This window comes from Tardiphaga sp. 619_E2_N8_4 (assembly GCF_051810905.1).
GTDB lineage: Bacteria > Pseudomonadota > Alphaproteobacteria > Rhizobiales > Xanthobacteraceae > Tardiphaga > Tardiphaga robiniae.
The window spans coordinates 5,417,091-5,440,325 of sequence record NZ_JBPWQJ010000001.1 but is presented as its reverse complement, the minus strand read 5'-3'; the positions used below and the strand labels follow the sequence as shown (position 1 = coordinate 5,440,325).

19 protein-coding genes and 1 other RNA gene are annotated in these 23,235 nt (G+C 62.8%); 13 read left to right on the top strand and 7 right to left on the bottom strand.

Annotated elements, in window-relative coordinates; genetic code table 11:
- Positions 1-57: 57 nt before the first annotated feature.
- The 4 genes from AB8A23_RS25910 to AB8A23_RS25895 form a co-directional block, all read right to left on the bottom strand.
- Positions 58-753, bottom strand: coding sequence for a L,D-transpeptidase (locus tag AB8A23_RS25910; protein WP_089267363.1), 696 nt, complete (start codon positions 751-753; stop codon positions 58-60).
- 218 nt (positions 754-971) lie between these two features.
- Positions 972-1,826: an ABC transporter permease gene (locus AB8A23_RS25905; RefSeq protein ID WP_439057687.1), complete on the bottom strand. Its 855-nt coding sequence runs from the start codon at positions 1,824-1,826 to the stop codon at positions 972-974.
- Position 1,827: 1 nt separating this feature from the next.
- On the bottom strand, positions 1,828-2,628 hold the full coding sequence (locus tag AB8A23_RS25900; RefSeq protein ID WP_309946658.1) for an ABC transporter ATP-binding protein: 801 nt from the start codon (positions 2,626-2,628) through the stop codon (positions 1,828-1,830).
- Between the two features lie 172 nt (positions 2,629-2,800).
- Positions 2,801-3,811: an ABC transporter substrate-binding protein gene (locus tag AB8A23_RS25895; protein ID WP_439060648.1), complete on the bottom strand. Its 1,011-nt coding sequence runs from the start codon at positions 3,809-3,811 to the stop codon at positions 2,801-2,803.
- 466 nt (positions 3,812-4,277) lie between these two features.
- Here AB8A23_RS25895 and AB8A23_RS25890 point away from each other — a divergent pair, with 466 nt between their 5' ends.
- Positions 4,278-5,519 carry an extensin-like domain-containing protein gene (locus tag AB8A23_RS25890; protein ID WP_439060649.1) on the top strand — a complete coding sequence of 414 codons (1,242 nt, stop codon included), beginning with the start codon at positions 4,278-4,280 and terminating at the stop codon, positions 5,517-5,519.
- A gap of 9 nt (positions 5,520-5,528) precedes the next feature.
- Here the strand turns inward: AB8A23_RS25890 and AB8A23_RS25885 are convergent, their stop codons facing one another.
- Complete coding sequence (locus AB8A23_RS25885; RefSeq protein ID WP_093760548.1) at positions 5,529-6,161, bottom strand: TetR/AcrR family transcriptional regulator; 633 nt, start codon at positions 6,159-6,161, stop codon at positions 5,529-5,531.
- 185 nt (positions 6,162-6,346) lie between these two features.
- Here AB8A23_RS25885 and AB8A23_RS25880 point away from each other — a divergent pair, with 185 nt between their 5' ends.
- The 5 genes from AB8A23_RS25880 to AB8A23_RS25860 all read left to right on the top strand — a co-directional run bounded on the left by AB8A23_RS25880 (position 6,347) and on the right by AB8A23_RS25860 (position 13,373).
- Complete coding sequence (locus AB8A23_RS25880; RefSeq protein WP_439060650.1) at positions 6,347-7,579, top strand: HlyD family secretion protein; 1,233 nt, start codon at positions 6,347-6,349, stop codon at positions 7,577-7,579.
- Between the two features lie 14 nt (positions 7,580-7,593).
- Positions 7,594-9,177, top strand: coding sequence for a DHA2 family efflux MFS transporter permease subunit (locus AB8A23_RS25875; protein ID WP_439060651.1), 1,584 nt, complete (start codon positions 7,594-7,596; stop codon positions 9,175-9,177).
- A gap of 402 nt (positions 9,178-9,579) precedes the next feature.
- Positions 9,580-11,382 (top strand): ABC transporter ATP-binding protein, encoded by a 1,803-nt coding sequence (locus tag AB8A23_RS25870; RefSeq protein WP_439060652.1) that lies wholly within the window; start codon positions 9,580-9,582, stop codon positions 11,380-11,382.
- A 207-nt stretch (positions 11,383-11,589) separates the two neighbouring features.
- A complete protein-coding gene (locus AB8A23_RS25865) occupies positions 11,590-12,798 on the top strand; it encodes a helix-turn-helix domain-containing protein (protein ID WP_439060653.1) in 1,209 nt (402 codons plus the stop codon).
- Positions 12,696-13,373 carry an alpha/beta fold hydrolase gene (locus AB8A23_RS25860; protein WP_439060654.1) on the top strand — a complete coding sequence of 226 codons (678 nt, stop codon included), beginning with the start codon at positions 12,696-12,698 and terminating at the stop codon, positions 13,371-13,373. The genes AB8A23_RS25865 and AB8A23_RS25860 overlap by 103 nt, the downstream gene beginning before the upstream one ends.
- An 80-nt stretch (positions 13,374-13,453) precedes the next feature.
- Here the strand turns inward: AB8A23_RS25860 and rnpB are convergent.
- An RNA gene (gene rnpB / locus AB8A23_RS25855) (RNase P RNA component class A) lies at positions 13,454-13,938 on the bottom strand.
- A gap of 199 nt (positions 13,939-14,137) precedes the next feature.
- On the opposite strand from rnpB, the gene AB8A23_RS25850 reads away from it, so the two are divergent.
- Entirely contained in the window at positions 14,138-14,488 is a 351-nt protein-coding gene (locus AB8A23_RS25850) for a YciI family protein (RefSeq protein WP_068732310.1), read from the top strand.
- A gap of 4 nt (positions 14,489-14,492) precedes the next feature.
- Positions 14,493-15,752, top strand: a complete 1,260-nt coding sequence (locus AB8A23_RS25845; RefSeq protein WP_175367188.1) for an RNA polymerase sigma factor — start codon at positions 14,493-14,495, stop codon at positions 15,750-15,752.
- Here the strand turns inward: AB8A23_RS25845 and AB8A23_RS25840 are convergent.
- A complete protein-coding gene (locus tag AB8A23_RS25840; RefSeq protein ID WP_175367187.1) occupies positions 15,749-16,600 on the bottom strand; it encodes an N-acetylmuramoyl-L-alanine amidase in 852 nt (283 codons plus the stop codon). The two genes, AB8A23_RS25845 and AB8A23_RS25840, sit on opposite strands and share 4 nt — an antisense overlap.
- A 512-nt stretch (positions 16,601-17,112) precedes the next feature.
- Between AB8A23_RS25840 and rsmH the strand changes: the two genes are divergently transcribed.
- The 5 genes from rsmH (at position 17,113) to AB8A23_RS25815 (ending at position 23,234) form a co-directional block, all read left to right on the top strand.
- Positions 17,113-18,108, top strand: coding sequence for a 16S rRNA (cytosine(1402)-N(4))-methyltransferase RsmH (rsmH, locus tag AB8A23_RS25835; RefSeq protein ID WP_439060655.1), 996 nt, complete (start codon positions 17,113-17,115; stop codon positions 18,106-18,108).
- A 2-nt stretch (positions 18,109-18,110) separates the two neighbouring features.
- A complete protein-coding gene (gene ftsL, locus AB8A23_RS25830; RefSeq protein ID WP_089267351.1) occupies positions 18,111-18,491 on the top strand; it encodes a cell division protein FtsL in 381 nt (126 codons plus the stop codon).
- Positions 18,488-20,251: a peptidoglycan D,D-transpeptidase FtsI family protein gene (locus tag AB8A23_RS25825; protein ID WP_231077580.1), complete on the top strand. Its 1,764-nt coding sequence runs from the start codon at positions 18,488-18,490 to the stop codon at positions 20,249-20,251. Before ftsL ends, AB8A23_RS25825 begins: the two co-directional genes overlap by 4 nt.
- 92 nt (positions 20,252-20,343) lie before the next feature.
- A complete protein-coding gene (locus tag AB8A23_RS25820) occupies positions 20,344-21,801 on the top strand; it encodes a UDP-N-acetylmuramoyl-L-alanyl-D-glutamate--2,6-diaminopimelate ligase (RefSeq protein WP_439060656.1) in 1,458 nt (485 codons plus the stop codon).
- Positions 21,798-23,234 (top strand): UDP-N-acetylmuramoylalanyl-D-glutamyl-2,6-diaminopimelate--D-alanyl-D-alanine ligase, encoded by a 1,437-nt coding sequence (locus AB8A23_RS25815; RefSeq protein WP_439060657.1) that lies wholly within the window; start codon positions 21,798-21,800, stop codon positions 23,232-23,234. Before AB8A23_RS25820 ends, AB8A23_RS25815 begins: the two co-directional genes overlap by 4 nt.
- Position 23,235 lies beyond the last annotated feature (1 nt).

Here is a 23,235-nt window from a genome sequence, read left to right as displayed (position 1 = left end):
ACGCGGGGACATTACAATGCTGTGGTGACGCGCGCCAGTTAGGAGCCGCGCCTCAGATTAGCCACGCTTGCCGCTTGCGCTGTCTGCACGGCGATCCATCGGCAGCACGACGACCTTGGTGCCGACTGTGACGCGGGAATACAGATCAGACACGTCCTGATTGGTGAGGCGGATGCAGCCGGACGACACCTGCGTGCCGATGGTCTCCGGCATATTGGTGCCGTGGATGCGATAGATGGTGCCGCCGAGATACATGGCGCGGGCGCCGAGCGGGTTGCCGGGACCGCCGGCCATGTGGCGCGGCAGATAGGGCTGGCGTGCGATCATTTCAGCGGGCGGGGTCCATGCCGGCCATTCGGCCTTGCGAGTCACGGTTTGTACACCGGACCATGTGAAACCATCGCGGCCAACGCCGATGCCGTAGCGGAGCGCCTGACCGTTGCCGAGCACGTAATACAGATAGGTGTTCGGCGTATCGACGATGATCGTGCCGGCGGCCTCGCGGGTCGGATAGTTGACGATCTGCCGCCTGAAGCGCGCGGGCTGTTCGATGGCAGAGCGCTCGTCATCCATCTGCGGCGACTGCACATAGGGCGCAGGCTCGCTCTGGACCGGCGGCGCCATGAAGAACGGAAACAGCGGCAGCGGCGTTGCGGCTGCCGGATGGGCAAAGGAGAATGCGCCGGCAAGGAGCGCGCCGATTGCGACGGCAGCACGGCGAATTTTTCGTTCGAAAGAAGCGAGGGTGATCATGGGAATCTCCGTTTGAGCGCCTGTGAATGAGCGCCCGTTCGGCGCCTCGTTGGCAGGAGATGTACCCAGCGGCCGTTTCAGGAGATTTGCGTCAATTCTGCAAAACGGTTTCGTCGCGGCGGGGAAATGTGTCGTCGCGGGGGGAGGCGGACAACATTGTTGCACCGGGAATGACCGCCGGCGCGCTGATTTGAATCAAGCGCGCCGGGCTTCAGTGGTCACTCGTTAACGGTGGTATCCGGGCGCCAGGTCAGCAGCCGGTTTTCGATCATGGTCAGGATCCATTCGGCCAGCAGCGCCACGATCGCGATAACGATCATCGCGGCGAACACGCCGTTGGAATCGAACGAGCCCTGTGCGGTCGCGATCAGCAGGCCCATGCCTTCGCGGGCGCCCAAAAACTCTCCGACGATGGCGCCGACCAGCGCGAAGCCGAACGAGACATGCAGGCTGGCGAGAATCCAGGACAGCGCCGAGGGCAGCACCACAGCGCGGGTCATCTGCCAGTTGCTGGCGCCGAGGATGCGTGCATTGGCGATCAGGTTCTTATCGGCCTCGCGCACGCCCTGGAAGGCGTTGGCGAACACCACGAAGAACACCATCACGACGGCGAGTGCGATCTTCGATGCCGCGCCAAGACCGAGGGCCACGATGAAGATCGAGCCGAGCACGACGCGCGGGATCGAATTCGCGACCTTGATGTAGATCGAGAACACGTCGGAGATGAGTTGGTTACGCCCCAGCGCGATGCCGCACAGGATTCCCATGGCCGAGCCAATCAGGAAGCCGGCGCCAGCCTCATAGATTGTCACCCAAATCTGCTTCCACAGCGGGCCGATCGAGGTGCCGTTCTCGGTCCAGTCTATCAGTTTCAGGACGATGCCGGAGGGCTGGCCGAAGAAGAACGGATCGATCAGCTCGAAGCGCACGCCGAATTCCCAACCGCCGATCAGGAATACGAGAACGGCAAGCCGCAGTACCAGCACGAGGCGCTGATGGCGGCGCATGCGCTGGACGGCGGTCTCGATGCGGCCGTCGGTGGCAAGGGGTGTGGTCACTGTTGTCTCGGTCATGTCAATGTCCCGCCCGTGCGCGCAATACTTCCTCGCGCAGGTCGTCAGAGATCTTTCGCGCAATGGCGATGAAACGTTCATCGTAGCGTAGCGTCGCGACATCGCGTGGACGCGGCAGATCGATCGTGTGGACGGACTTCACGCGCGCCGGTCGTGTGGTCAGCACCGCGACGCGATCGGCGAGCAGGATGGCTTCGTCGAGATCGTGGGTGACGAACAGCACCGCCGATTTCGCCTGCGCCCAGAGCTGCAGCAATTCCTCCTGCATCAGCTCGCGGGTCTGCACGTCGAGCGCGGAGAACGGCTCGTCCATCAAGAGGACCTGCGGATTGTTGATGAAGGTCTGCGCCAGCGCCACGCGCTTGCGCATACCGCCGGAGAGCTGATGCGGATGGTGATGTTCGAAGCCCTTCAGGCCGACACGAATGATCCAGTCACGCGCGGTAGCCTCTGCCTCGTCTTTCGGGACGCCGCGAAACAGCGGCCCGGCCATGACATTGCCGAGCACGTCGCGCCACGGAAACACGGCATCCTGCTGGAACACGAAGCCAACGCGCCGGTCAACACCGGTCACCGGCGCATCGAACAATGTGACTTCGCCGCCTTGCGGGCGGGCGAGGCCGGCGATCAGCCCGAGCGTCGTCGACTTGCCGCAACCGGTCGGGCCCACCACGGCCATGAATTCACCGGGCGCAATGCTGAGGTCGAAATCCTCCAGCGCGGAGAGAACGTCACCCGAAGGCGTGACGAAGCGGCGCGCGACGTTCTTCAGCGCGACGGCAGAGGGTGCGGGGGCATTCATGATTGCATTCGCTTTATCATCAGAGTCGTTGTTGAAGTCGGCGGGTAAAGCGCGTTCGTTCTGCTCCCTCCCCCCTTGCGGGGGAGGGTCGGGGAGGGGGGTCCACAAGTGACGTCCCTTGTGGCTACCCCCACCCCCGGCCCCTCCCCGCTAGGGGGAGGGGAGAAGGGCCTCAGTTCGTCGCGTTGGCTTTGACCACGAAATCCGTGGTGTAGGTCTTGGCGAGGTCGATGGTCTTGCCCTTGAAGTTGGGCGAGAAGCTGTTCAGCACACTCAGCACTGACTCCGGTGCACCAGCAGGCATCATGCCGTCGACCGAATATTGCGGCTTGCCTTCGCGCAGGCCCTGCACATAGAGATCGAGTTCGCCGGCATAATAGTCCTTCGGCATCTGGGTGGCGATTTCCTCGGGCGAGTGGGTATTCATCCACTTCAACGTCTTCACGAAGGCATTGACGACCTTCTGCGCGGTCTCCTTGTTCGCCTCCATCCAGGCGCGGTCCATATAGAGACACGCGGCCGGATAATCGCCGCCGAGTGCAGCGCGGGTGCTTTCCGGTGTGCGCAGATCGATGCCGACTTTGGCCGTGCCGTTTTTCACAGCGCGCGCCACCGTCGGCTCCGTCGTCATGCCGGAGACGATCTTGCCCTGCTGCATGGAAGCCAGGAACGTATCGCCTGCGCCGACCGGCACCAGCGTGTAGTCCTGCATCTTCAGCCCTGCTTTGGCGGCGAGCGCGCGGGTCAGGAAGTCGGTGGCAGAGCCGAGGCCGGTGACGCCGAGCGCCTGACCCTTCCAGTTGGCGGGATCCTTCAGCTTGTCGGCGTCGGCGGCTTTCACCAGCACGACTTCGCCCGGCGCGACGGCGAATTGCACCACCGAGGTGATGAACTTGCCCTTGGACTGCAGGTCGATGGTGTGATCGTAGAAACCGACCACGCCTTGCACTTCGCGCGCGAGCAGGGCGGTCGCCGCCTGTGAGCCGGAGGTGGAGTTGAACAGTTCGACGTCGAGCCCCTGTTCCTTGAAGAATCCGAGCTGCGCCGCGAGTTTCGCCGGCAGATAGATCTGCTTGTCGATACCGCCAACCATGATCTTGATCGGGGTTTGCGCCGCAGCAGGGGCTGCAAGTGCAGCGGCGAGTGATACAGCCGCAATGGCTGCGGCAAAGAATTTGCGCATAGGCGTTTCCTGACTTCTGAATGCGGCGCTGGTCTACTGCGCGGGCGGTTGTCCCGGTCCATGCGCAAGCGCTCGTAACGGGGCATCAGGCCCCGGCCTGCGTCAAACTGTCAATCGGTTACTGGCAGGTCACGACAGCAAAAAGCGCCCGCTCAGGAGAGCGGACGCCATAGGTGAGAAAGCTTTATGGGATTAGGGCTCTACAGCACGCCAAATACGATAGCGCCGACGAAGGCGATTGCCGCATAGGCGGCCACAACGCTCAGTTGGCCGAACATAGTCATGGGAACCCTCCCTTTGACGTTGTCGCGCGGAGTAACGCGAAAGCTGGCGGTCCGTTCCCGCAGAAAAGAGAAGGAAGTCGACCAACTGCGGCCGTAGCGGTACGAGCGTCGGCAACATGGTAAATCAAACGTGAATTCAATGCGTTGAAGAGTCTTTAAAACATTTCGACCACCTTGCGCGAATGACGCGCAGAGTTCGTTTGTATCTCGTCGGCTCCGTCGTCCTTGTATCGCTTGCGGGTTGCGGACGCGGTCTGTTTCAGACCCAGGAACGCGAACCATGGCGTGCCGAGGCAGAAGTCGCATGTCTCAAATCCGGCACGGTGAAAGAGGGGGCTGATCTCGTTCGGATCAACCCGATTTCCGGGCCCGGCGTCTGCGGCGCAGAATTTCCCTTGAAGGTCGCAGCTCTTGGCGAGGCCAGCAGCAGCTATGGTTTTGCCGATGAAACCTTGCGGCCGCCTGGCGGCATCAGCGGTGCAAGCCAGCCACGTTGGCCGGTGCAGCAGCAGCCACAGACCATGGCGCGTCCCGCGAACAGCTATCCGAGTTCCTATCCGCAAGCCGCGCCGCAGCAGCCGTCCTATGGCGGTTCATCCTATGGCGGCGCTGCCAATAACGGACCGATCTCGCTGAACGCGCCAGGCGTGCCGCCGGACAATGAAGACGAAATCGAATTGCCGCCGGAAGGTTCGCCGCAGACGATGCCGGCCCCGCAGCCGCAGCCGCGCGCGCCTTACGGCCGTTACAGTTCTGGTGTGCAGCAGAGCCAGCCGCCGCAGGATTATGCCCCGCGGCGTCTTGGACCGGGACAGGGCAATGTCACGGGCTCGGTCGGCCCCGTCGTCGTGAAACCGACGGCGACGCTGGCCTGTCCGATCGTCTCGGCACTCGACAAGTGGCTCGCGGAGTCCGTGCAGCCGGCAGCGATGCGCTGGTTCGGCACCCGCGTCGCCGAGATCAAGCAGATCTCCGCTTATTCGTGCCGCGGCATGAACGGTAACTCGCGCGCGCACATCTCCGAGCATGCATTCGGCAACGCGCTCGATATCTCCGCCTTCGTCCTCGCCGATGGTCGCAGTGTCTCGGTGAAGGCAGGCTGGAAGGGGATGCCGGAAGAGCAGGGCTTCCTGCGCGACATCCAAGGCGGCGCGTGCCAGGTCTTCAACACCGTGCTGGCGCCAGGCTCCAACGTCTATCACTACGATCACATTCACGTGGATCTGATGCGCCGGCCCAAGCGCCCGGTGATCTGCCAGCCGGCGGCCGTATCGGGCGAGGAGATTGCTGCGCGCGCGCAGAGCCGCAATCCCTATGCCAGCCGCAATAATGACTATGGCGGCGTGACCGGCTCGATCGGCCGCACGGCCAAGAAGTCCACGCGCAAATCGCCCGACGACGAGGACTTCTACGAGAACGAATAAGCGAGTGCGTCAGATGCGATAGGCGGCGAGGAACATCCGCACCGCGCTGTCGACCACCTTGTCGATCTCCGCGGCCGTGGGTGTCGGCTTGGCCTGGAAGATGAAGGGCTGAAACAGCGTCGCCTGGCAGGACATCATGAATTGCGCGGCGGATAGCTCGGTATCAGTGATCGCCAATTCCTTCGCAGCGACGCGGGCATCGAGATAGGCCGCGACCTGCCGGATCGCGTGCGCCAGCACCGCTTCATAAAAGCGTTTGCCGACATCGGGCATGCGCTCCGCGATGGCCATCACGGTACGGATCGCCGAGCCGCCGCCGGGACGGCACAGCAACTGAATATAGGCGCGGCCGAACTCGCCGAGCGTGGTCACTGCATCGCGTTCCGGATCGAGATTGAAGACAGCCTTGCCCTGCTCGAGCTTCTCCTGCTCGACGATCGACTCGAACAGCGCGCTCTTGTCGGTGAAATAGACGTAGAGCGTGCCCTTGGAGACGCCGGCGGCACGTGCGATCTCGCCCATGCTGGCGCCGTCGAAGCCCAGATCCAGGAAGACTTTTCGCGCACCGTCGAGAATTTGGCGGCGCTTGGCGCTGTCTTCCTCGCCGACAGGCGAGAGGGGGGCAGGGTGGGAGGCAACCATTCGTTCAGCCTGTTCGATGAATCAGCGGGATATCGCCCGCGATGAAACCGGAATAACGCGAAATCGTGATGAACTGACCAAACTGTATCTTGACCGAACCGTTCGGTCAATTTACATATTTCCGCAGCAAGCGGGGACCCGGCATGTCCGATGGTGTCCGCATTCTCACGTTTGAGGAGGCCGGAATGGCCGGACCACGCGACCAGGCTGCCCGTATCATTCGCCCCGAAGGCGAGACTGACAGCGCGCCGGTGCGCGTCGTGTCGCCCGCAGCGGATGAACCCGCAGCCCGCGGTCCTGCGGATGCGCTCGCACCTGAACAGCCCTCTACAGCAGCACGGGCCGCGACCGCGCAGACCTCTGCGCCAAAATCCGGCAAGAAGAAAAAAGTGCTGCTCGGTGTCGGCGCGCTGCTCGCCGTCGCAGGCGTCTATTATGGCGTGAACTATTATCTGGTCGGCCGCTTCATCGTCTCGACCGACGACGCCTATGTCCGCGCCAGCAACACCACGCTGGGTGCGCGCGTATCGGGCCACATTGCGCAGATCCTGCCGGGCGACAACGTCGCGGTGAAGGCCGGCGAGGTGATCTTCAGGATCGATGACGGCGACTATCGCATCGCCGTCGATGCCGCCAAGCGCAAGATCGACACCCAGAAGGCCACCATCGAACGGATCGGCCGTCAGGTCGGCGCGCAGGAAAGCGCTGTCGAGCAGGCGCAGGCCCAGCTTGCATCGGCCGATGCCGCTGCCAATCGCGCCGTGCTTGAATTCGATCGCCAGGAAACGCTGAGCAAGCAGGGCTTCGCTTCGCGCTCGGTCTACGAGACCTCGCAGTCGAACCGCGACCAGACCTCGGCTGCCGTCAAGGCCGCGAAGGCATCCGTCGATGCAGCCAAGAGCAGCGTCGAAGTGACGAAGGCGCAGCAGAACGAAGCGCGCGCGCAGCTCGCCGAATTGCAGAGCGCGCTGGACAAGGCCGTGCGTGATCTCGACTTCACCACCGTGAAGTCGCCGGTGGATGGCATCTTTTCGAACCGCCTCGTGTCGACCGGCGATTTCATCAGCGCCGGCCAGCGTCTCGGCAATGTCGTGCCGCTCAACGACGTCTATATCGATGCCAATTTCAAGGAGACGCAGCTGCGCCGCCTGAAGCCGGGCCAGCCGGTCTCGATCGAGCTCGACGCCGATAGCAGCCGCGCCATCGAAGGCACTGTGGAAAGCCTCGCACCAGCCGCAGGCTCGGTGTTCACGCTGCTGCCGCCGGATAACGCCACCGGCAACTTCACCAAGATCGTGCAGCGTGTGCCTGTGCGTCTCAGGGTGCCGGCTGACGTTGCCAAGGAAAACCTGCTGCGGGCCGGCATGTCGGTCTATGTCCGCGTCAACACCAAGCCGGGTGCAGAACCCGCGCGTTAAGTCAGGACAAGCAGATGTCCACGACAACCACCGTGTCAGGCGCACCGCCGGCCGCTCCGGCTGCGGACTATGTCGCGCCGAAACGCCTGATCGCGTTTCTGATCATGGTGTTCGGCATGTTCATGTCGATCCTGGACATTCAGATCGTCTCGGCCTCGCTGTCTGAAATCCAGGCCGGATTGTCCGCGTCGTCCAGCGAAGTCTCCTGGGTGCAGACGGCCTATCTGATCGCGGAAGTGATCGCGATCCCGCTGTCGGGCTTCCTGTCGCGCGCACTCGGCACGCGGCTCTTGTTTGCGATCTCGGCCGCCGGATTCACTTTCGCCAGCCTGATGTGCGGCTTCACCTCGTCGATCGAGCAGATGATCCTGTGGCGTGCGATCCAGGGCTTCCTTGGCGCCGGCATGATCCCGACGGTGTTCGCCTCGGCTTATACGGTGTTTCCGCGCTCCAAATTCCACATCGTCGGCCCGATCATCGGCCTCGTCGCGACGCTGGCGCCGACCATCGGCCCGACGGTGGGCGGCTACATCACCGATGCGCTGTCCTGGCACTGGCTGTTCTTCATCAATGTGGTGCCGGGCATCGGCATCACCATCGGCGTGCTCGCGCTGGTGGATTTCGACGAGCCGCATTTCGAACTGCTCGATCATTTCGACTGGTGGGGCCTCGGCTTCATGGCGGGTTTCCTCGGTTCGCTGGAATATGTGCTGGAAGAGGGGCCGCGTAACGACTGGTTCCAGGACACGTCGATTGCGATCTTCGCGGTCATCTGCCTGCTGTCGGCCATCGCATTTTTCTGGCGCGTGTTGACGGCGAAAGAACCGATCGTTGACATCCGCGCTTTCACGGATCGTAATTTCGCGCTGGGCTGTCTGTTCTCGTTCTGCGTCGGCATCGGGCTCTACGGCCTGACCTATCTCTATCCGCGTTATCTCGCGGAGATCCGCGGCTACAGCGCGCTGATGATTGGTGAGACGATGTTCGTCTCGGGCGTTGCGATGTTCCTGACGGCGCCGCTGGTGGCGCGTCTGATGCAGAAGATCGACATGCGCTATCTCATCATGACGGGATTGGTGCTGTTCGCTGCCGGCACCTGGCAGATGACCTGGGTGACGCGCGATTTCGATTTCTACGAATTGCTGCTGCCGCAAATCCTGCGCGGCATCGGCATGATGATGGCCATGGTGCCGATCAACAACATTGCGCTCGGCACGCTGGCGCCGCAGATGCTGAAGAACGCTTCCGGCCTATTCAATCTGACGCGCAATCTTGGCGGCGCACTCGGCCTCGCGCTGATCAACACCGTGCTTGATCACCGCACCGACTTCCACATCACGCGGCTGCACGACAAGGTCACCTGGGGTAATGCGCAGGCGGTCGAGATGCTCAATATGTTCACCCAGAAGTTCCAGGGCATGGGCGACGCCTCGCGCATGGCGATGAAGCAGCTGTCGCAGATCGTACATCGCCAGGCCGTCGTGATGAGCTTTGGCGACGCTTTCTTCGCGCTGTCGGTGTTCTATGTCGGTCTCAGCCTCATGGTGATGCTGCTGAACAAGCCCAGCAATCCTGCCAATGCAGGCGGCGGGCACTAGAGCGTTTTCGAGCGAAGTGGATGCCGGTTCGCGTCAAGAAAACGCGTCAAAACAAAAAGCTAGAGCGGCTGGAGCGGTTCTATCGCCAGCCGACGCTTTCCTGCCGGCCATCATGTTGCCAAATCCCGACGGCACATCTATAAAATCAACATCCATTGCTCGAACCCGAGGGAGAGTCTGCATGAAGTCGATTGATCTGCTCTCCGGAATTCTCGGTTCGGTGCACGCATGCGGGTTTATGCGGGCTCGTTGAGCCCCGGTTCCGCCTCTGCCGGTCGGGCCTGATGTCCCGATCATCCTGATCTTTCCCGTTTCTGTACTTTTAGGACGCTCGCGCTCGGTCTGGCCGTTGCGCGTCAAACCATGGAGCCGGTCTGCGCAGGGGCGCTGCCGGATGAAGTCATGACTCTGAAATCGAAGGACCGCGCCGCCGCCATCCGCGTGGTGATCCCTTTCGTGATCCGGCACTGGTTCCGGCAGCCCGGACGGGCGGCGACGGTTGCCGTCGGTCTGCTCGGCGCAACGGTGGCCGATCTGTTCATGCCGCTGTTCTCCGGCCAGCTGGTCGATGCCGTCACCAAAGGTGGCGCCGATCCGGCAGCCCGGCAGGCGGCATTCACAGCCTTTGGCGCCATCGTGGCGCTTGGCGCGACGTCGATGCTGCTGCGGCTGCTCGGCATCCACGCCATCGTTCCGTTCACGCTGCGCATCATGTCGGATCTGTCGCGCGAGGCTTTCGCGCGCGTGCAGCGTTTCTCGACCGACTGGCACGCCAACAGCTTTGCGGGCTCCACGGTGCGCAAGGTCACGCGCGGCATGTGGGCGGTCGATCTGCTCAACGACACGCTGTTGATGGCGCTGCTGCCGTCGCTGGTGGTGTTGCTTGGCTCGATGCTGCTGCTCGGCTGGCACTGGCCGGCGCTGGGCGGTGTGATCGCTGTCGGCACGGTCGCCTATATCGCCATGACCGTGTGGTTCTCCACGCGTTACATCGCGCCGGCCGCGCGCGTGTCGAATGCATGGGACACCAAGGTCGGCGGTACGCTGGCGGATGCCCTGACCTGTAACGCCGTGGTGAAATCCTTCGGTGCGGAAAGCCGTGAGGACGGTCGGCTGGGGCAGGTCGTCGGCCGCTGGCGCGTGCGCGTGGCGCGCACATGGTATCGCTACAACACCACGAGCACGGTGCAGCTCGCAGTGCTGCTCTGCGTGCGCACAGCGGTGATCGGCGGCGCCTTGTGGCTGTGGCTGCAAGGTCAGGCGACGGCAGGCGATGTCACCTATGTGCTGACGAGCTATGTCGTGATCCACGGCTATCTGCGTGACGTCGGCATGCACATCAACAACCTGCAGCGTTCGGTGAACGACATGGAGGAGCTTGTCGCGATTCATGATGTCGCGCTCGGCATCGCCGATGCTCCCGATGCCCAGCCGGTCGCCATCACCGGCGGCCGCATCCTGTTCGACGACGTGACATTCCATTACGGCGGTCATGCCACGCCGCTCTATGACGGGCTGTCGGTGGACATCCGCGCCGGCGAACGCGTCGGTCTGGTCGGACGTTCGGGCTCCGGCAAGACGACCTTCGTGAAGCTGATCCAGCGGCTCTACGATGTCTCGAGTGGTCGCATCATGATCGATGGTCAGAACATCGCGGAGGTCACGCAGGAGTCGCTGCGCAGCCGGATTGCGATCGTGCAGCAGGATCCGATCCTGTTTCACCGCTCGCTGGCCGACAACATCGCCTATGGCCGGCCCGGCGCCAGCATGGAGGCGATTGAACAGGCGGCGCGGCTGGCGAATGCGCATGACTTCATCACCCGGCTGCCGAAAGGTTACGGCACGCTGGTTGGTGAGCGTGGTGTGAAACTGTCGGGCGGCGAGCGGCAGCGTGTCGCGCTGGCGCGTGCGTTTCTCGCGGATGCGCCAGTACTTATTCTGGACGAGGCGACATCGAGCCTCGATTCAGAGTCGGAGGCGTTGATCCAGGAGGCGATGGAGCGGCTGATGAAAGGCCGCACCTCGATCGTGATCGCGCATCGCCTGTCGACGGTGCGCAGCCTCGATCGCATTCTGGTGTTCGATCACGGGCATATCGCGGAAGAGGGCACCCATGCCACGCTCACGGCGCGACCGGGTGGCATCTATCGCGGTCTGTTCGAGCGTCAGGTGCTCGATCTCGATCGCACCGCCGCCGCGGAATGATATCAGGAAGGAACGGGGGCCGCCGTTGGCCCTCGTTCGCATTTCGGCGCATGTCGTGAATGCGTTCGTCCCCCGTGGGCGAGCCGATCGTGGCGACACCCGCACGGTGACGCCCGTCGTCGCAAAATCGGATGTCGTTGACAGTTCCTGCTTTGCGCAACACTCTGTCGATCCTGCGACCAGTATAGACCGTATTGGGGGTCGACGATGGATTGCTCGCCGGACATTCAGACATGGTCGACTGCTCTCGTCGAGCCGGAACGACGGCTGGATTACTGGATTTCCGCGGTCTGCGAAGGCTTTCTGGAGATGGATATCGCCAGCCTCGCGCCCGCGAGCTTTGCGTCCGAACTACAACGCGGGCAGCTCGATGTGATTGGGGTCAATCAAGTTCGAGGCGATCCCCAGCATGTCTATCGCACCAGACGCGCCATCGCGCGCGGCCAGTCCAATTTTTACTATCTGCTTTGCAAGACCGACCGGAACTGGTCGGCCATGCAATGCGAGAGAACGGCGATGTTGCGCCCCCATGATCTTCTCCTGGTGGATTCGCGGCGCCCCTATGAATTTCATTTTCCGGTGACGTCGGACACGATTTCGCTGGAGCTGCCGATGGGATGGGTCGAGCGCTGGCTTACCGCGCCCGAGCAGCATCTTGGCCGGGTGATTGATGGACAGTCTGGCTGGGGACTGGCACTGAGCGGCTTCGTCCGGCAATGGTCACCGGAGCTGGCCGTTCGCAGTCCGCTGCCGGCGCCTCTCCTCGTCGATCAATTGGGAGCCCTGCTGGCTCTGACACTGGAAGGCGATGTGACGCAGTCGCCGGCGGAGACCTCCGGCACGGCCGCGCTAATTGATCGGATTCGTCGCGCTCTGCGCGAACGCTATGCCGAGCCCGGCCTCACTGCAGCGTCGATTGCCGCGCAACTGCAAATCTCGGAGCGCACGCTGCATCGCGGTCTCGCCAGCGCGTCCGTGACCTTTAGCGGGCTGCTCGCCGATTGCCGCATGTCGATGGCCCGCAAGATGCTGGCCGAGCCGCGCTTCGACCGTGTGAGTATCGGTGGCATCGGCCAGAAGGTCGGCCTGACGGATCCATCACACTTTATCCGCCAGTGCCGCAAATATCTGGGTGTGACACCTGGCGAGTTCAGGCGCCGACGATTGCCTGTGACGCAAATCGTCGATTGGGCTGGCACTATCCGGCCATCTGCCCGGCATGTCAGTGATTATGAATGTCCGGGAAACATCGGGAGGATTGCATGGCAGATCTATACGTCCTGGTTCACGGCGCCTGGCACACGGGACAGGAGATGGACGCGGTCGCCGGTCATCTGCGTGCGAGCGGGCATGTGGTTCATTGCCCGACGGTCGCTGGCAACAACGCAAATGACGACCGCAGCAGTGTTGGACTGACGCAAGCCATCGCTTCGATCGCGGATTATATCGAGAAAGAAAATCTGCGGGACATACGCCTTGTCGGACACAGCTATGGCGGCATGGTGATTTCGGGCGTCGCGGACCGTATGGCAGAACGCATCAAGCGGCTGGTCTATGTCAACGCCTTCGTTCCGCTGGACGGACAGTCGCTCAACGACATGGTGCCGCCGCATTACCTTGGCCTGTTCGATTCCATCGCTGCCGCCAACAACAACGCGGTGATGCTGCCGTTCGAAATCTGGCGCGACGCTTTCATCAACGATGCCGATTTCGGACTGGCGAAGTCAGCCTATGAGCAACTCAATCCGCATCCCTACAAGACATTCACCGACAAGATTTCGCTGAGCAAGCCTCTCGCCGAACTTGCGGTCGGGAAATCCTACGTGAATTGTCAGCAGGACATTGCGCTGCCACACAGCCTGCCATGGCATCCCCGACTATCCGAACGTCTTGGTCTGTTTCGGCTGGTCGAATGTCCGGGTAGCCATGAAATGTTCTTCAGCAATCCTGCACGCCTCGCAGAGGCGATCATTCAGGCAGGACGGGACTGAAGCAGATTTCGGTGCGGTCATCGGCGCCAAAACTGGCGAAGGACCCGGCGTTTTGCGCCGGGCCCTTCGTTGTTCAGAAAGTTATCAGCCGGCCTGTAAGCCGGGTTCTGTAGGGCATCGCCGATTTGCACCGGCGATACGTGACGGCCATTCCTCTGGGACCATAGTTGCCTATGGCCTCAAGCAACCTACCCGGACAGCGAGCAAGACATCGCCCCGCAGTGTTATCGCTCAAGGTGAGCGAACTGACTGCTTTGCCGTCCCTATTCGGTTTTGCTCCCGGTGTGGTTTGCCATGCCGTTTCCGTTGCCGGATACGCGGTGCGCTCTTACCGCACCTTTTCACCCTTACCCGCCTTCGCAGCTTGCACTGCTACGGCGTGGCGAGCCCGAAGGCCTGTCGCGCCGAAGTCCCGAAGGGACGTAGGAGGGCGGTTCGTTCTCTGTGGCACTTTCCCTGGGGTCACCCCCGCCGGACGTTATCCGGCACCGTATGTCGATGGAGCCCGGACTTTCCTCTCCCGCAGCCTTTCGACCGTAGCGGGAGCGGCCGTCCAGCCGACTGACGGCACAGGCATGGAGGCTCAGGGCCGTGGCGTCAAGCCAGGAACGCGCGCAGTCTTTGCCAAAATAAATTATCCTGAAGATGTCGTTCTGCTGCCGGTTCGTTCGACTGACCGCATGATCCCGGAAAGTGGCAACCAGTTTTCGGACCCGATCATGCCCATGTCACGGCGAATGCGCCGCTCAAGAGGAGAGAACGCAATGCAGTATCTGCTGATGATCTACCAGAACGAAGCCGAATACGCGAAAATGGACGCCGCCACAGGCAAGAAGATGCTTGAGGAATATGGCGCGTTCACCCAGTCCATCGTCCAGAGCGGCAATTTCAAGGCCGGTGACCGGCTGCAACCGACAACCACAGCGACCACGGTGCAGGTGCGTGACGGCAAGATGCTCACCACCGATGGTCCGTTCGCCGAGACGCGCGAACAGCTCGCTGGTTACTATCTGGTCGACGCCAAGGATCTCGATGCCGCACTGGCGATTGCGGCGCGGATTCCCAGTGCGCGGGTCGGTTCAATCGAGGTGCGGCCGATCTGGGTCTATAACTGACACCATGACGCTGGCCGAAATCGACAGGATCTTTCGCAACGAGGCGGGTCGCGCGCTGGCGACGCTGATCCGCCTCGTCGGCGATTTCGATTTGGCTGAAGATGCGCTGCAGGATGCCTTCGCGGTTGCGCTTGAAAAATGGCCCGCCGCCGAGCCGCCGGAAAATCCGCGTGCGTGGCTTGTCAATGTCGGGCGCAACAAGGCGATCGACCGTGTCAGGCGTCAGGTCTCGTTTCGCGGCAAGCAGGAACAGGTGACGCACGAGCTGTTGCTGAATGCGTGCGCAAATGACGATCGCTGTGATGACGCCGTTCTCGACGACGACATGTTGCGGCTGATTTTCATCTGCTGCCATCCGGCTTTCGCCGTGGAGGTGCAGGTGATGCTGACGCTGCGGACCGTCTGTGGATTGAGCACCGCTCAGGTGGCACGGGCGTTTCTGATCGGCGAAGACGCCATGGCGCAGCGTTTGGTGCGTGCCAAACAGAAGATCCGCATCGCCGGAATTCCCTATGAAGTGCCTGTGCTGGATGCGCTCGAACAGCGCCTGCGCGGCGTGTTGGCCGTGATCTATCTGGTTTTCACCGAAGGCTACGTTGCCACGTCAGGTGACGATCTGATGCGGCCGGACCTGGCGCGGGAAGCAATCCGGCTGGCTCGTTTGCTTGATGCGCTAATGCCGCAGCGACGCGAGATCAAAGGCCTGCTGGCGCTGATGCTGCTGCACGACGCGCGCCGCTCCGGTCGTGCTACGGCGGATGGCGATATCGTGCTGCTGGAAGCGCAGGATCGGTCGCTGTGGGATCACCAACAGATTGCCGAGGGATTGCGGCTGGTCGAGGACGCGTTGCACGCTCCGGGCCGACCCGATGACTATGTGGTGCAGGCCGCGATCGCGGCGCTGCATGCGCAGGCGCCAAGCTATCAAGCCACCGACTGGCCGCAGATCGCCGGGCTCTACGAAGTCCTGCTGCGGATCAGGCCATCGCCGGTGATCGAGCTCAACCATGCCGCCGCGGTGGCCATGGTCGATGGTCCGCTGCGTGCCTTGAATCTGGTCGACGCATTGCAGGCGAGGGGCGGACTCGACGGCTACGATCTGCTGCCGGCCGTGCGCGCCGACCTGTTGCGCCGTCTTGGCCGGCGCGATGCCGCCCGCGATGCGTATCATCGGGCCAGTGCGGCCACACAACTTGAGCCATTGCGTCGGCTTTACGCGCGGCGATTGGCTGAGCTGGACGAGATGACCGATCCGGAGATCTAGGCTGTCGCTTCGCTGGGCAGGCTGGCGAGCAGGGCCTGCAGCGTGGTCAGCGTCGAGTGATCCACGAGACCGTCGACGCGCTCGGGACGGAAATGGCGCTGGAAGGCGGTGACCACTTCCATGGTCGGAGCATTGTACTGGCCATCGGTCTCGATGCCGTAGCCATAGCGCGCCAATGCATGCTGCAGCGCCAGTACGTCGTCGCCTGCAGTGCCGAGTTTCATAGTTTCGCCGCGCACGATCGGCGCCGGCATCACCCAGTGTCCGACGCCCGAATTGGCCAGCGAGTGCCACGGGAATTTTTCGCCGGGATCCTTCTTGCGCGAAGGCGAGACGTCGGAATGACCGAGCACGCGATGCGGCTGCAGGTCATGACGCAGCATGATGCCGCGGCATAGCGCGGTGACGGCGGCGATCTGCCGGCTCGGAAAATCCGGATAGCCCCAGTCATGACCGCGATTGATGATCTCGATGCCGATCGAGCAGGAATTGATGTCCTCTTCGCCGGCCCAGAAACCGACGCCGGCGTGCCAGGCCCGCTTGGCTTCCGGCACCGTCTGCACGATGCGGCCGTCCTCGAGCACGATGTAATGCGCAGAGACATCGGTGCCCGCGCTGCACAGGCGCGCGATCGCGCCTTCCGGATCGGGCATGCCGGTATAGTGCAGCACGATCATATCGGGCACGAGGCCCTTGTTACGCTCACCGAAATTCGGCGACGGGATCACGTCGGAAACGACGGATGAATCCGGGGTAAAGGTCGGCATGTCCGCGGCGCCCTTGGGAATCGGGAGGGCGCGTTGACGCTTGGAGTCGGATCCAGCGGGTGCGGACGTAGGTGAAGCCATCAGAAAACTCAAATCAGTCACGAGAACAGCGACACATATCGGTTGTGCCGCAGGCGCGTACTATCCTCGACCGGCACCTTGCTATGCAACGACTGCATGACAGTTTTGCCCCATTTTTATCCACTGTGGGCTTAAAGCATCAGCACTACGATGAAACCGGCACTTGCAATTGATCGACTGCTCTCCAACCCATCAACGCTTTCTTAACGCTAAGTGCCGTTACTGAGTGGTGAAGAGCCAACCTGAAAAGGGCGGCCAAAGTTCCATTTTGACGTTCAAATCCCATGGCAATCCCGACAAATCCATGCGGACGTCCGGCCTTTCCCGCGCCAAACGCGGGTGGCGCGTCGAATGGAACCCGCAATCGCGCGGCGACCGGGCTTTTCAGGAGGAAAAGCCAGGCGGCGCGCCGACAGTTGAGGCGACATGGGCCTGTTCGTGTCCAGTTTGATTTTGCGCCTCGATGCGAAGGAACGGAACGCGCTGTCTGCACGCCTCCGGCCGGCGCGCGCATGAGCACGCCCGATACAAGACATATCTCCGTTCTCGGCGTTGAAGCCGTCGACATGCTGAGCCCGCGCGCCGGTGGAATTTATGTCGATGCCACATTCGGCGCAGGCGGCTATTCCCGCGCCATTCTCGCGACCGAGGGAACCCGCGTCATCGCCATCGATCGCGACCGGACGGCCATCGCCGGTGGTTTCGATCTGGTCGACGCGTCTGACGGTCGTCTCACGTTGGTCGAGGATCGCTTCTCCAATCTCACCGATGTGTGTGCCGCCCAGGGCGAGCCGCTCGTCGATGGCGTCGTGATGGATGTCGGCGTGTCGTCGATGCAGATCGATCAGGCCGAACGCGGCTTCTCGTTCCGTTTCGACGGCCCGCTCGACATGCGCATGAGCCAGCACGGGCCGACCGCGGCCGATGTGGTGGCGAAGGCCTCCGAGGCCGATCTCGCCAATATCATCTATATCTTCGGCGAGGAACGGCATTCCCGCTCTGTTGCGCGCGCGATCGTCGCGGCGCGCAAGGAAGCTGACATCGAAACGACGAAACAGCTCGTCGATATCGTGCAGAAGGTCGTGTGGGCCAAGCCCGGCGAAATCCATCCGGCGACGCGCACGTTCCAGGCGCTGCGCATCTTCGTCAATGCAGAGCTCGACGAACTCCACACTGCGCTCGCCGCCGCCGAACGCGTGCTGAAGCCGGGCGGCCGGCTGTCGGTGGTCTCGTTCCATTCGCTGGAAGACCGCATCGTCAAGAATTTCATGACCGAGCGCAGCAAGACCGGCGGCGGTTCGCGGCATCTGCCCGAGGTCGCGCAATCCCGTCCGCGCTTCTCGCTCGTCAACAAGCGCCCGATTACCGCTGGCGAAGACGAACTCAAGGCCAATCCGCGCGCGCGCTCTGCGAAGCTGCGCGGCGCCGAGCGCACCGATGCGCCGGCGCAGGATGCCGGCCCGTTGCCGGGCTGGCCGACGCTCGCCTCCGTGTTGAGGGGAGGCTGACCATGCGGATCATCCACCTTCTCGTGATCGCCGTTCTCGTCTTCGCCGCCGCCTATGTCTATCGTATCAAGATGGAATCCACGGTGCGCACCGAGAAGGTGCTGCGCCTGCATGCCGATATTCGCGAACAGCGCGATGCGATCGCGTCGTTGCGTGCCGAATGGGCCAAGCTGGATGCGCCGATGCGGCTGCAGGGGCTGGCCGAACGTCATCTCAAGCTGCAGCCGGTGACGGCGCAGCAATTCGACACGATGAAAAATCTGCCGGATCGGCCGCCGAATTTCGCCAAGCCCGGTGAGCCAGATCCGATCGGCGCGATGATCCACACCATCGATCCGGATATCGTGACCGGTTCGCTGCCGGCGCCGGAGGATCCGCAGTGACAGGTCCGCAACTCGACCCGAACAAACCGATCACCCGGCCGCCGGAGCCCTGGCGCCAGCGTCTGATCCGCAGCCTGCTCTACGGGCGCAACGTCGATCGTGCGGCGAAGGCACGCGCGCGCGTCGGTCTTGCGATGATCGCGTTCGGCGGCGTGTACGGCATCATTGCCGTGCGCCTGATCATGTTCGCCGTCAACGGCGACACCCATGCGGAGCGCCGCTCCACGCGTGACGCTATCGCGACCGCACGTCCCGATATCGTCGACCGCAACGGCGCGATCCTGGCGACCGACGTGAAGTCACCATCGCTGTTCTCGGAGCCTCGCCGCATCATCGACAAGGACGAAGCGGTCGAATTGCTCACTGGCGCATTGCCCGATCTCGACGGCGCCGAAGTGCGCGAGCGGATCATGAGCAAGAAGGGCTTTGCCTGGCTGAAGCGCGAGATCACGCCGCAGCAGCAGCGCGACATTCATCGGCTGGGCATTCCGGGCATCGGCTTCCTGCGCGAGAACAAGCGTGTCTATCCGAGCGGCGCGGCGGTCTCGCATCTGATCGGCCTGACCAATATCGACAACCAGGGCATTGCCGGCATCGAGAAATGGCTCGACAGCAATGGCCTCGCGGATCTGCATCGCGCGGGCTTCGCCTCCGATCGTCTGCAGAAGCCGGTCGAACTCGCCGTCGACCTGCGCGTCGAACACGCGCTGCGTGATGAACTGCTCAAGGCTAAGGCGAAGTACAGCGCCAAGGCGGCGTCGGGCCTGGTGTCGAACGTGAAGACCGGCGAGATCGTCGCGATGGTCTCGCTGCCCGACTTCGATCCGAACAATCCGAAGGAAGCGCACGATCCCGATCGCATCAACCGCCTGACCACCGGCGTCTATGAAATGGGCTCGACCTTCAAGACGCTGACGCTGGCGATGGCGCTGGACAGCGGCAAGGCCAATCTCAATACGATGTATGACGCGCGCTATCCGCTCAGCTACGGCAAGTTCAAGATCCACGACACCCATCCGGTGCCGCGTCCGATCTCGCTCACCGAAGTCTTCACTTTTTCGTCAAACGTCGGCGCTGCGAAGATCGCGCTCGGGCAGGGCGTCGAAGCGCACAAGGCCTTCCTGAAGAAAGTCGGCCAGCTCGATCGCCTGCGCACCGAACTGCCGGAAAGCGCGATGCCGATCGTACCGAAACGCTGGGGTGAACTGAACACCATCACCATCGCATTCGGTCACGGCATGGCCGTGGCGCCGCTGCAGGCGGTGATGGGCGTCAATGCGATGATTAATGGCGGGTTGCTGATCCCGCCGACCTTCCTGAAGCGCACCGAAGAGGAAGCGCGGGAGATCGGCAAGCGCGTCATCAAGAAAGAGACCAGCGACAAGGTGCGTTACATGATGCGCCTGAATGCCGAGACCGGCTCGGCGCGGCAGGCGGAAGCCAGGGCCAAGGGTTACTATCTCGGCGGCAAGACCGGTACGGCCGAGAAGGTCGTCAACGGCCGCTATTCCAAGAAGCAGGTGCTGAATTCCTTTACCGCTGTGCTGCCGATGGACAATCCGCAATTCCAGGTTCTGGTGATGCTGGACGAGCCGAAGGCGCTGCCGGAAACCCATGGTTTCATCACCTCGGGTTGGAATGCGGTGCCGACGGGGGGCAATGTGATCGCCCGTATCGCGCCGCTTTTGGGGCTTGAGCCGCGCTTCGATCTGGCGCCGTCCGACCGCCTTATTCTTGCGACATCCAAGGTGACTCAGTAACGCCGCATCTGCGCTTTACAGCCGGTGCAAAATGCGGTTTGCGTGGCGTTGCGAACCCGATGTGTCACTCGATCTGGCCTGCCCGGAGCAGCATGAAACTACGCGATTTGTTCAACCCTGATGCTGTGATGGAGCCGTCCGCAAGGGACGTCACCGTCACCGGACTGGCTGTGGACAGCCGCGCAGTGAAACCGGGCGATCTGTTCTTTGCACTCGCCGGTGCGAAGACCGACGGTTCGCGTTTCATTGCACAGGCACTGGCGTCAGGTGCCGTCGCTGTCGCCAGTGACCACAAACCCGACGATTTGTCCGTACCCTTTGTGCGCACGCCCAATCCGCGCCTTGCGCTGGCTCTGGCGGCGTCGAAATTCTATCCGCGTCAGCCAGCGGTCATTGCCGCCGTCACGGGGACATCGGGCAAGACCTCGGTCGCATCCTTTGCGCGCGAAATCTGGGAGCGCCTTGGACACGTCTCCGCAAGTATCGGCACCATCGGTCTCGTCTCGCCGAAGCGCACCGTCTATGGCTCGCTGACCACGCCGGATCCGATCTCGCTGCATAAGCAGATCGACGAGATCACCGGCGAGGGCGTGACGCATCTCGCGCTCGAAGCATCGTCGCACGGGCTTGATCAATTCAGGCTCGATGGCGTGCGGGTCTCTGCCGCCGGCTTTACCAATCTGTCGCGCGATCACATGGACTACCATCCGGATGTCGCGCACTATCTCAGTGCCAAGCTGCGTCTGTTTCTCAATCTCGTCATTGACGGCGGCGTTGCCGTGATCGCTGCCGATCATGAGCATTCGCCGCAGGTGATCCATGCCGCACAGTCGCGCCACCTGCGTCTGATGAAGGTCGGTCGCAAGGGCGACGGCGTGGGCGAGGGTATTCGCCTTGTGGAGGCCACGGTCGAAGGCTTCGCGCAGAAACTCACACTTGAGCATCGCGGCAAGAGCCATCAGATCAAGCTGCCACTGGTCGGTGAATTCCAGATCGAGAACGCGCTGGTCGCGGCCGGTCTTGTGATCGGTACCGGCGGTGATGTCGATGCGACATTCGCCGCGCTCGAACATCTCCAAGGCGCCAAGGGGCGTCTCGAGCAGGTCGGCGCGCACAATGGCGCGCCGGTGTTCGTCGATTACGCACACAAGCCGGATGCACTGGCGAAGGCACTGCAGGCCCTGCGCCCTTACGCAAAGCGCAAGCTCGTCGTGGTGTTCGGCGCCGGCGGTGATCGCGATGCCGGCAAGCGGCCGCTGATGGGCGAGATTGCCGCCGAGAATGCCGACAGCGTGATCGTCACCGATGACAATCCGCGCAGCGAGAATCCTGCCACCATCCGCGCTGCCATTCTGGCCGCTGCGAAAGGCGCCATCGAAATCGGTGATCGCGCCGAAGCCATTCGCGTGGCCGTCGAGGGTCTGCAGCCCGGCGATGCCCTGCTGATCGCCGGCAAGGGCCACGAGACCGGACAGATCGTCGGTGACCGCACGCTGCCGTTCAGCGATCACGAGGCCGCCGCAGCGGCGCTTGCCAAGAGGACTGCATGAGCGAGTTTCTTTGGACATCTGCCGCGATGGCCGACGCGATGCACGCCACAATACAGGGCGCGCTGCCGGAAGGCATCACCGGCATCTCCATCGATACCCGCACCATCAAGCCGGGCGAGGCCTATTTCGCGATCAAGGGCGACGTGCATGACGGCCATGCCTTCGTCGAGGCCGCGCTGAAAGCCGGCGCTGGTCTCGCTGTGGTCGAAGCGGCGCAGCGTGACAAGTTTTCCGCCGATGCGCGCCTGCTGGTGGTCGACGACGTGCTCGCAGCGCTCGTCGAACTCGGCATCGCCTCGCGTGCACGTCTGAAGGCGCCGATCATCGCAATCACCGGTTCGGTCGGCAAGACCTCGACCAAGGAAGCGCTGCGCCGCGTGCTGGAAGCGCAGGGCAAGACACATGCCTCGGTCGCCTCGTTCAACAATCACTGGGGCGTGCCGTTGACGCTGGCGCGCTGCCCGGCCGATGTACGTTTCGCGATCTTCGAGATCGGTATGAATCACGCCGGCGAAATCGAGACGCTGGTGAAGATGGTCCGGCCGCATTACGCCGTCATCACCACCGTCGAGCCGGTGCATCTGGAATTCTTCGCGGGCGTTGAAGCGATCGCCGACGCCAAGGCCGAAATCTTCTCGGGGCTTGAGCACGATGGCGTCGCGATCCTCAACCGCGACAACGCGCAATTCGCGCGGCTGCAGAAGAGCGCCAAGAAGGCCGGCGTCTCGCGCATCGTCTCGTTCGGCGCCGACCAGAAGGCTGAGGCACGGCTGCTCGACGTCTCATTGCATCCGACCTGTTCGGCGGTGCATGCCAACATTCTCGGCCATGACGTCACCTACAAGCTTGGCATGCCCGGCCGCCACATGGCGATGAATTCGCTGGCGGTGCTGGCGGCAGCCGAATTGATGGGCGCCGATCTCGTTCATGCCGCGCTGACGCTGTCGCAGGTCGTGCCCGCTGTGGGCCGCGGCGCTCGCCATGTGCTCGAAGTGCCAGGCGGCGAGGCGACGCTGATTGATGAGAGCTACAATGCCAATCCGGCTTCGATGGCGGCCGCCATCAACGTGCTGGGCGCTGCGGCTGTCGGGCCGAAGGGTCGCCGCATCGTGGTGCTGGGCGACATGCTCGAACTCGGCGCCGATGGCGCGAAACTTCATGCCGGGCTGCTGGATGCGGTGCAGTCCAACGGCATCGATCTGGTATTTTGCTGTGGTCCCCTGATGCGCAATCTTTGGGACGCCCTTTCCACGGGCAAGCGGGGCGGCTATGCCGGGGATGCGGCGGCGCTCGAATCGCAGGTGCTGGCCGCGATCCGCGCCGGTGACGCCATCATGGTCAAGGGCTCGCTCGGCTCGAAGATGAAACCGATTGTCTCCGCGCTCGAAAAGCGCTTTCCCGGCAACGCCGCGCTCGACGACGCCGCGGTATAGG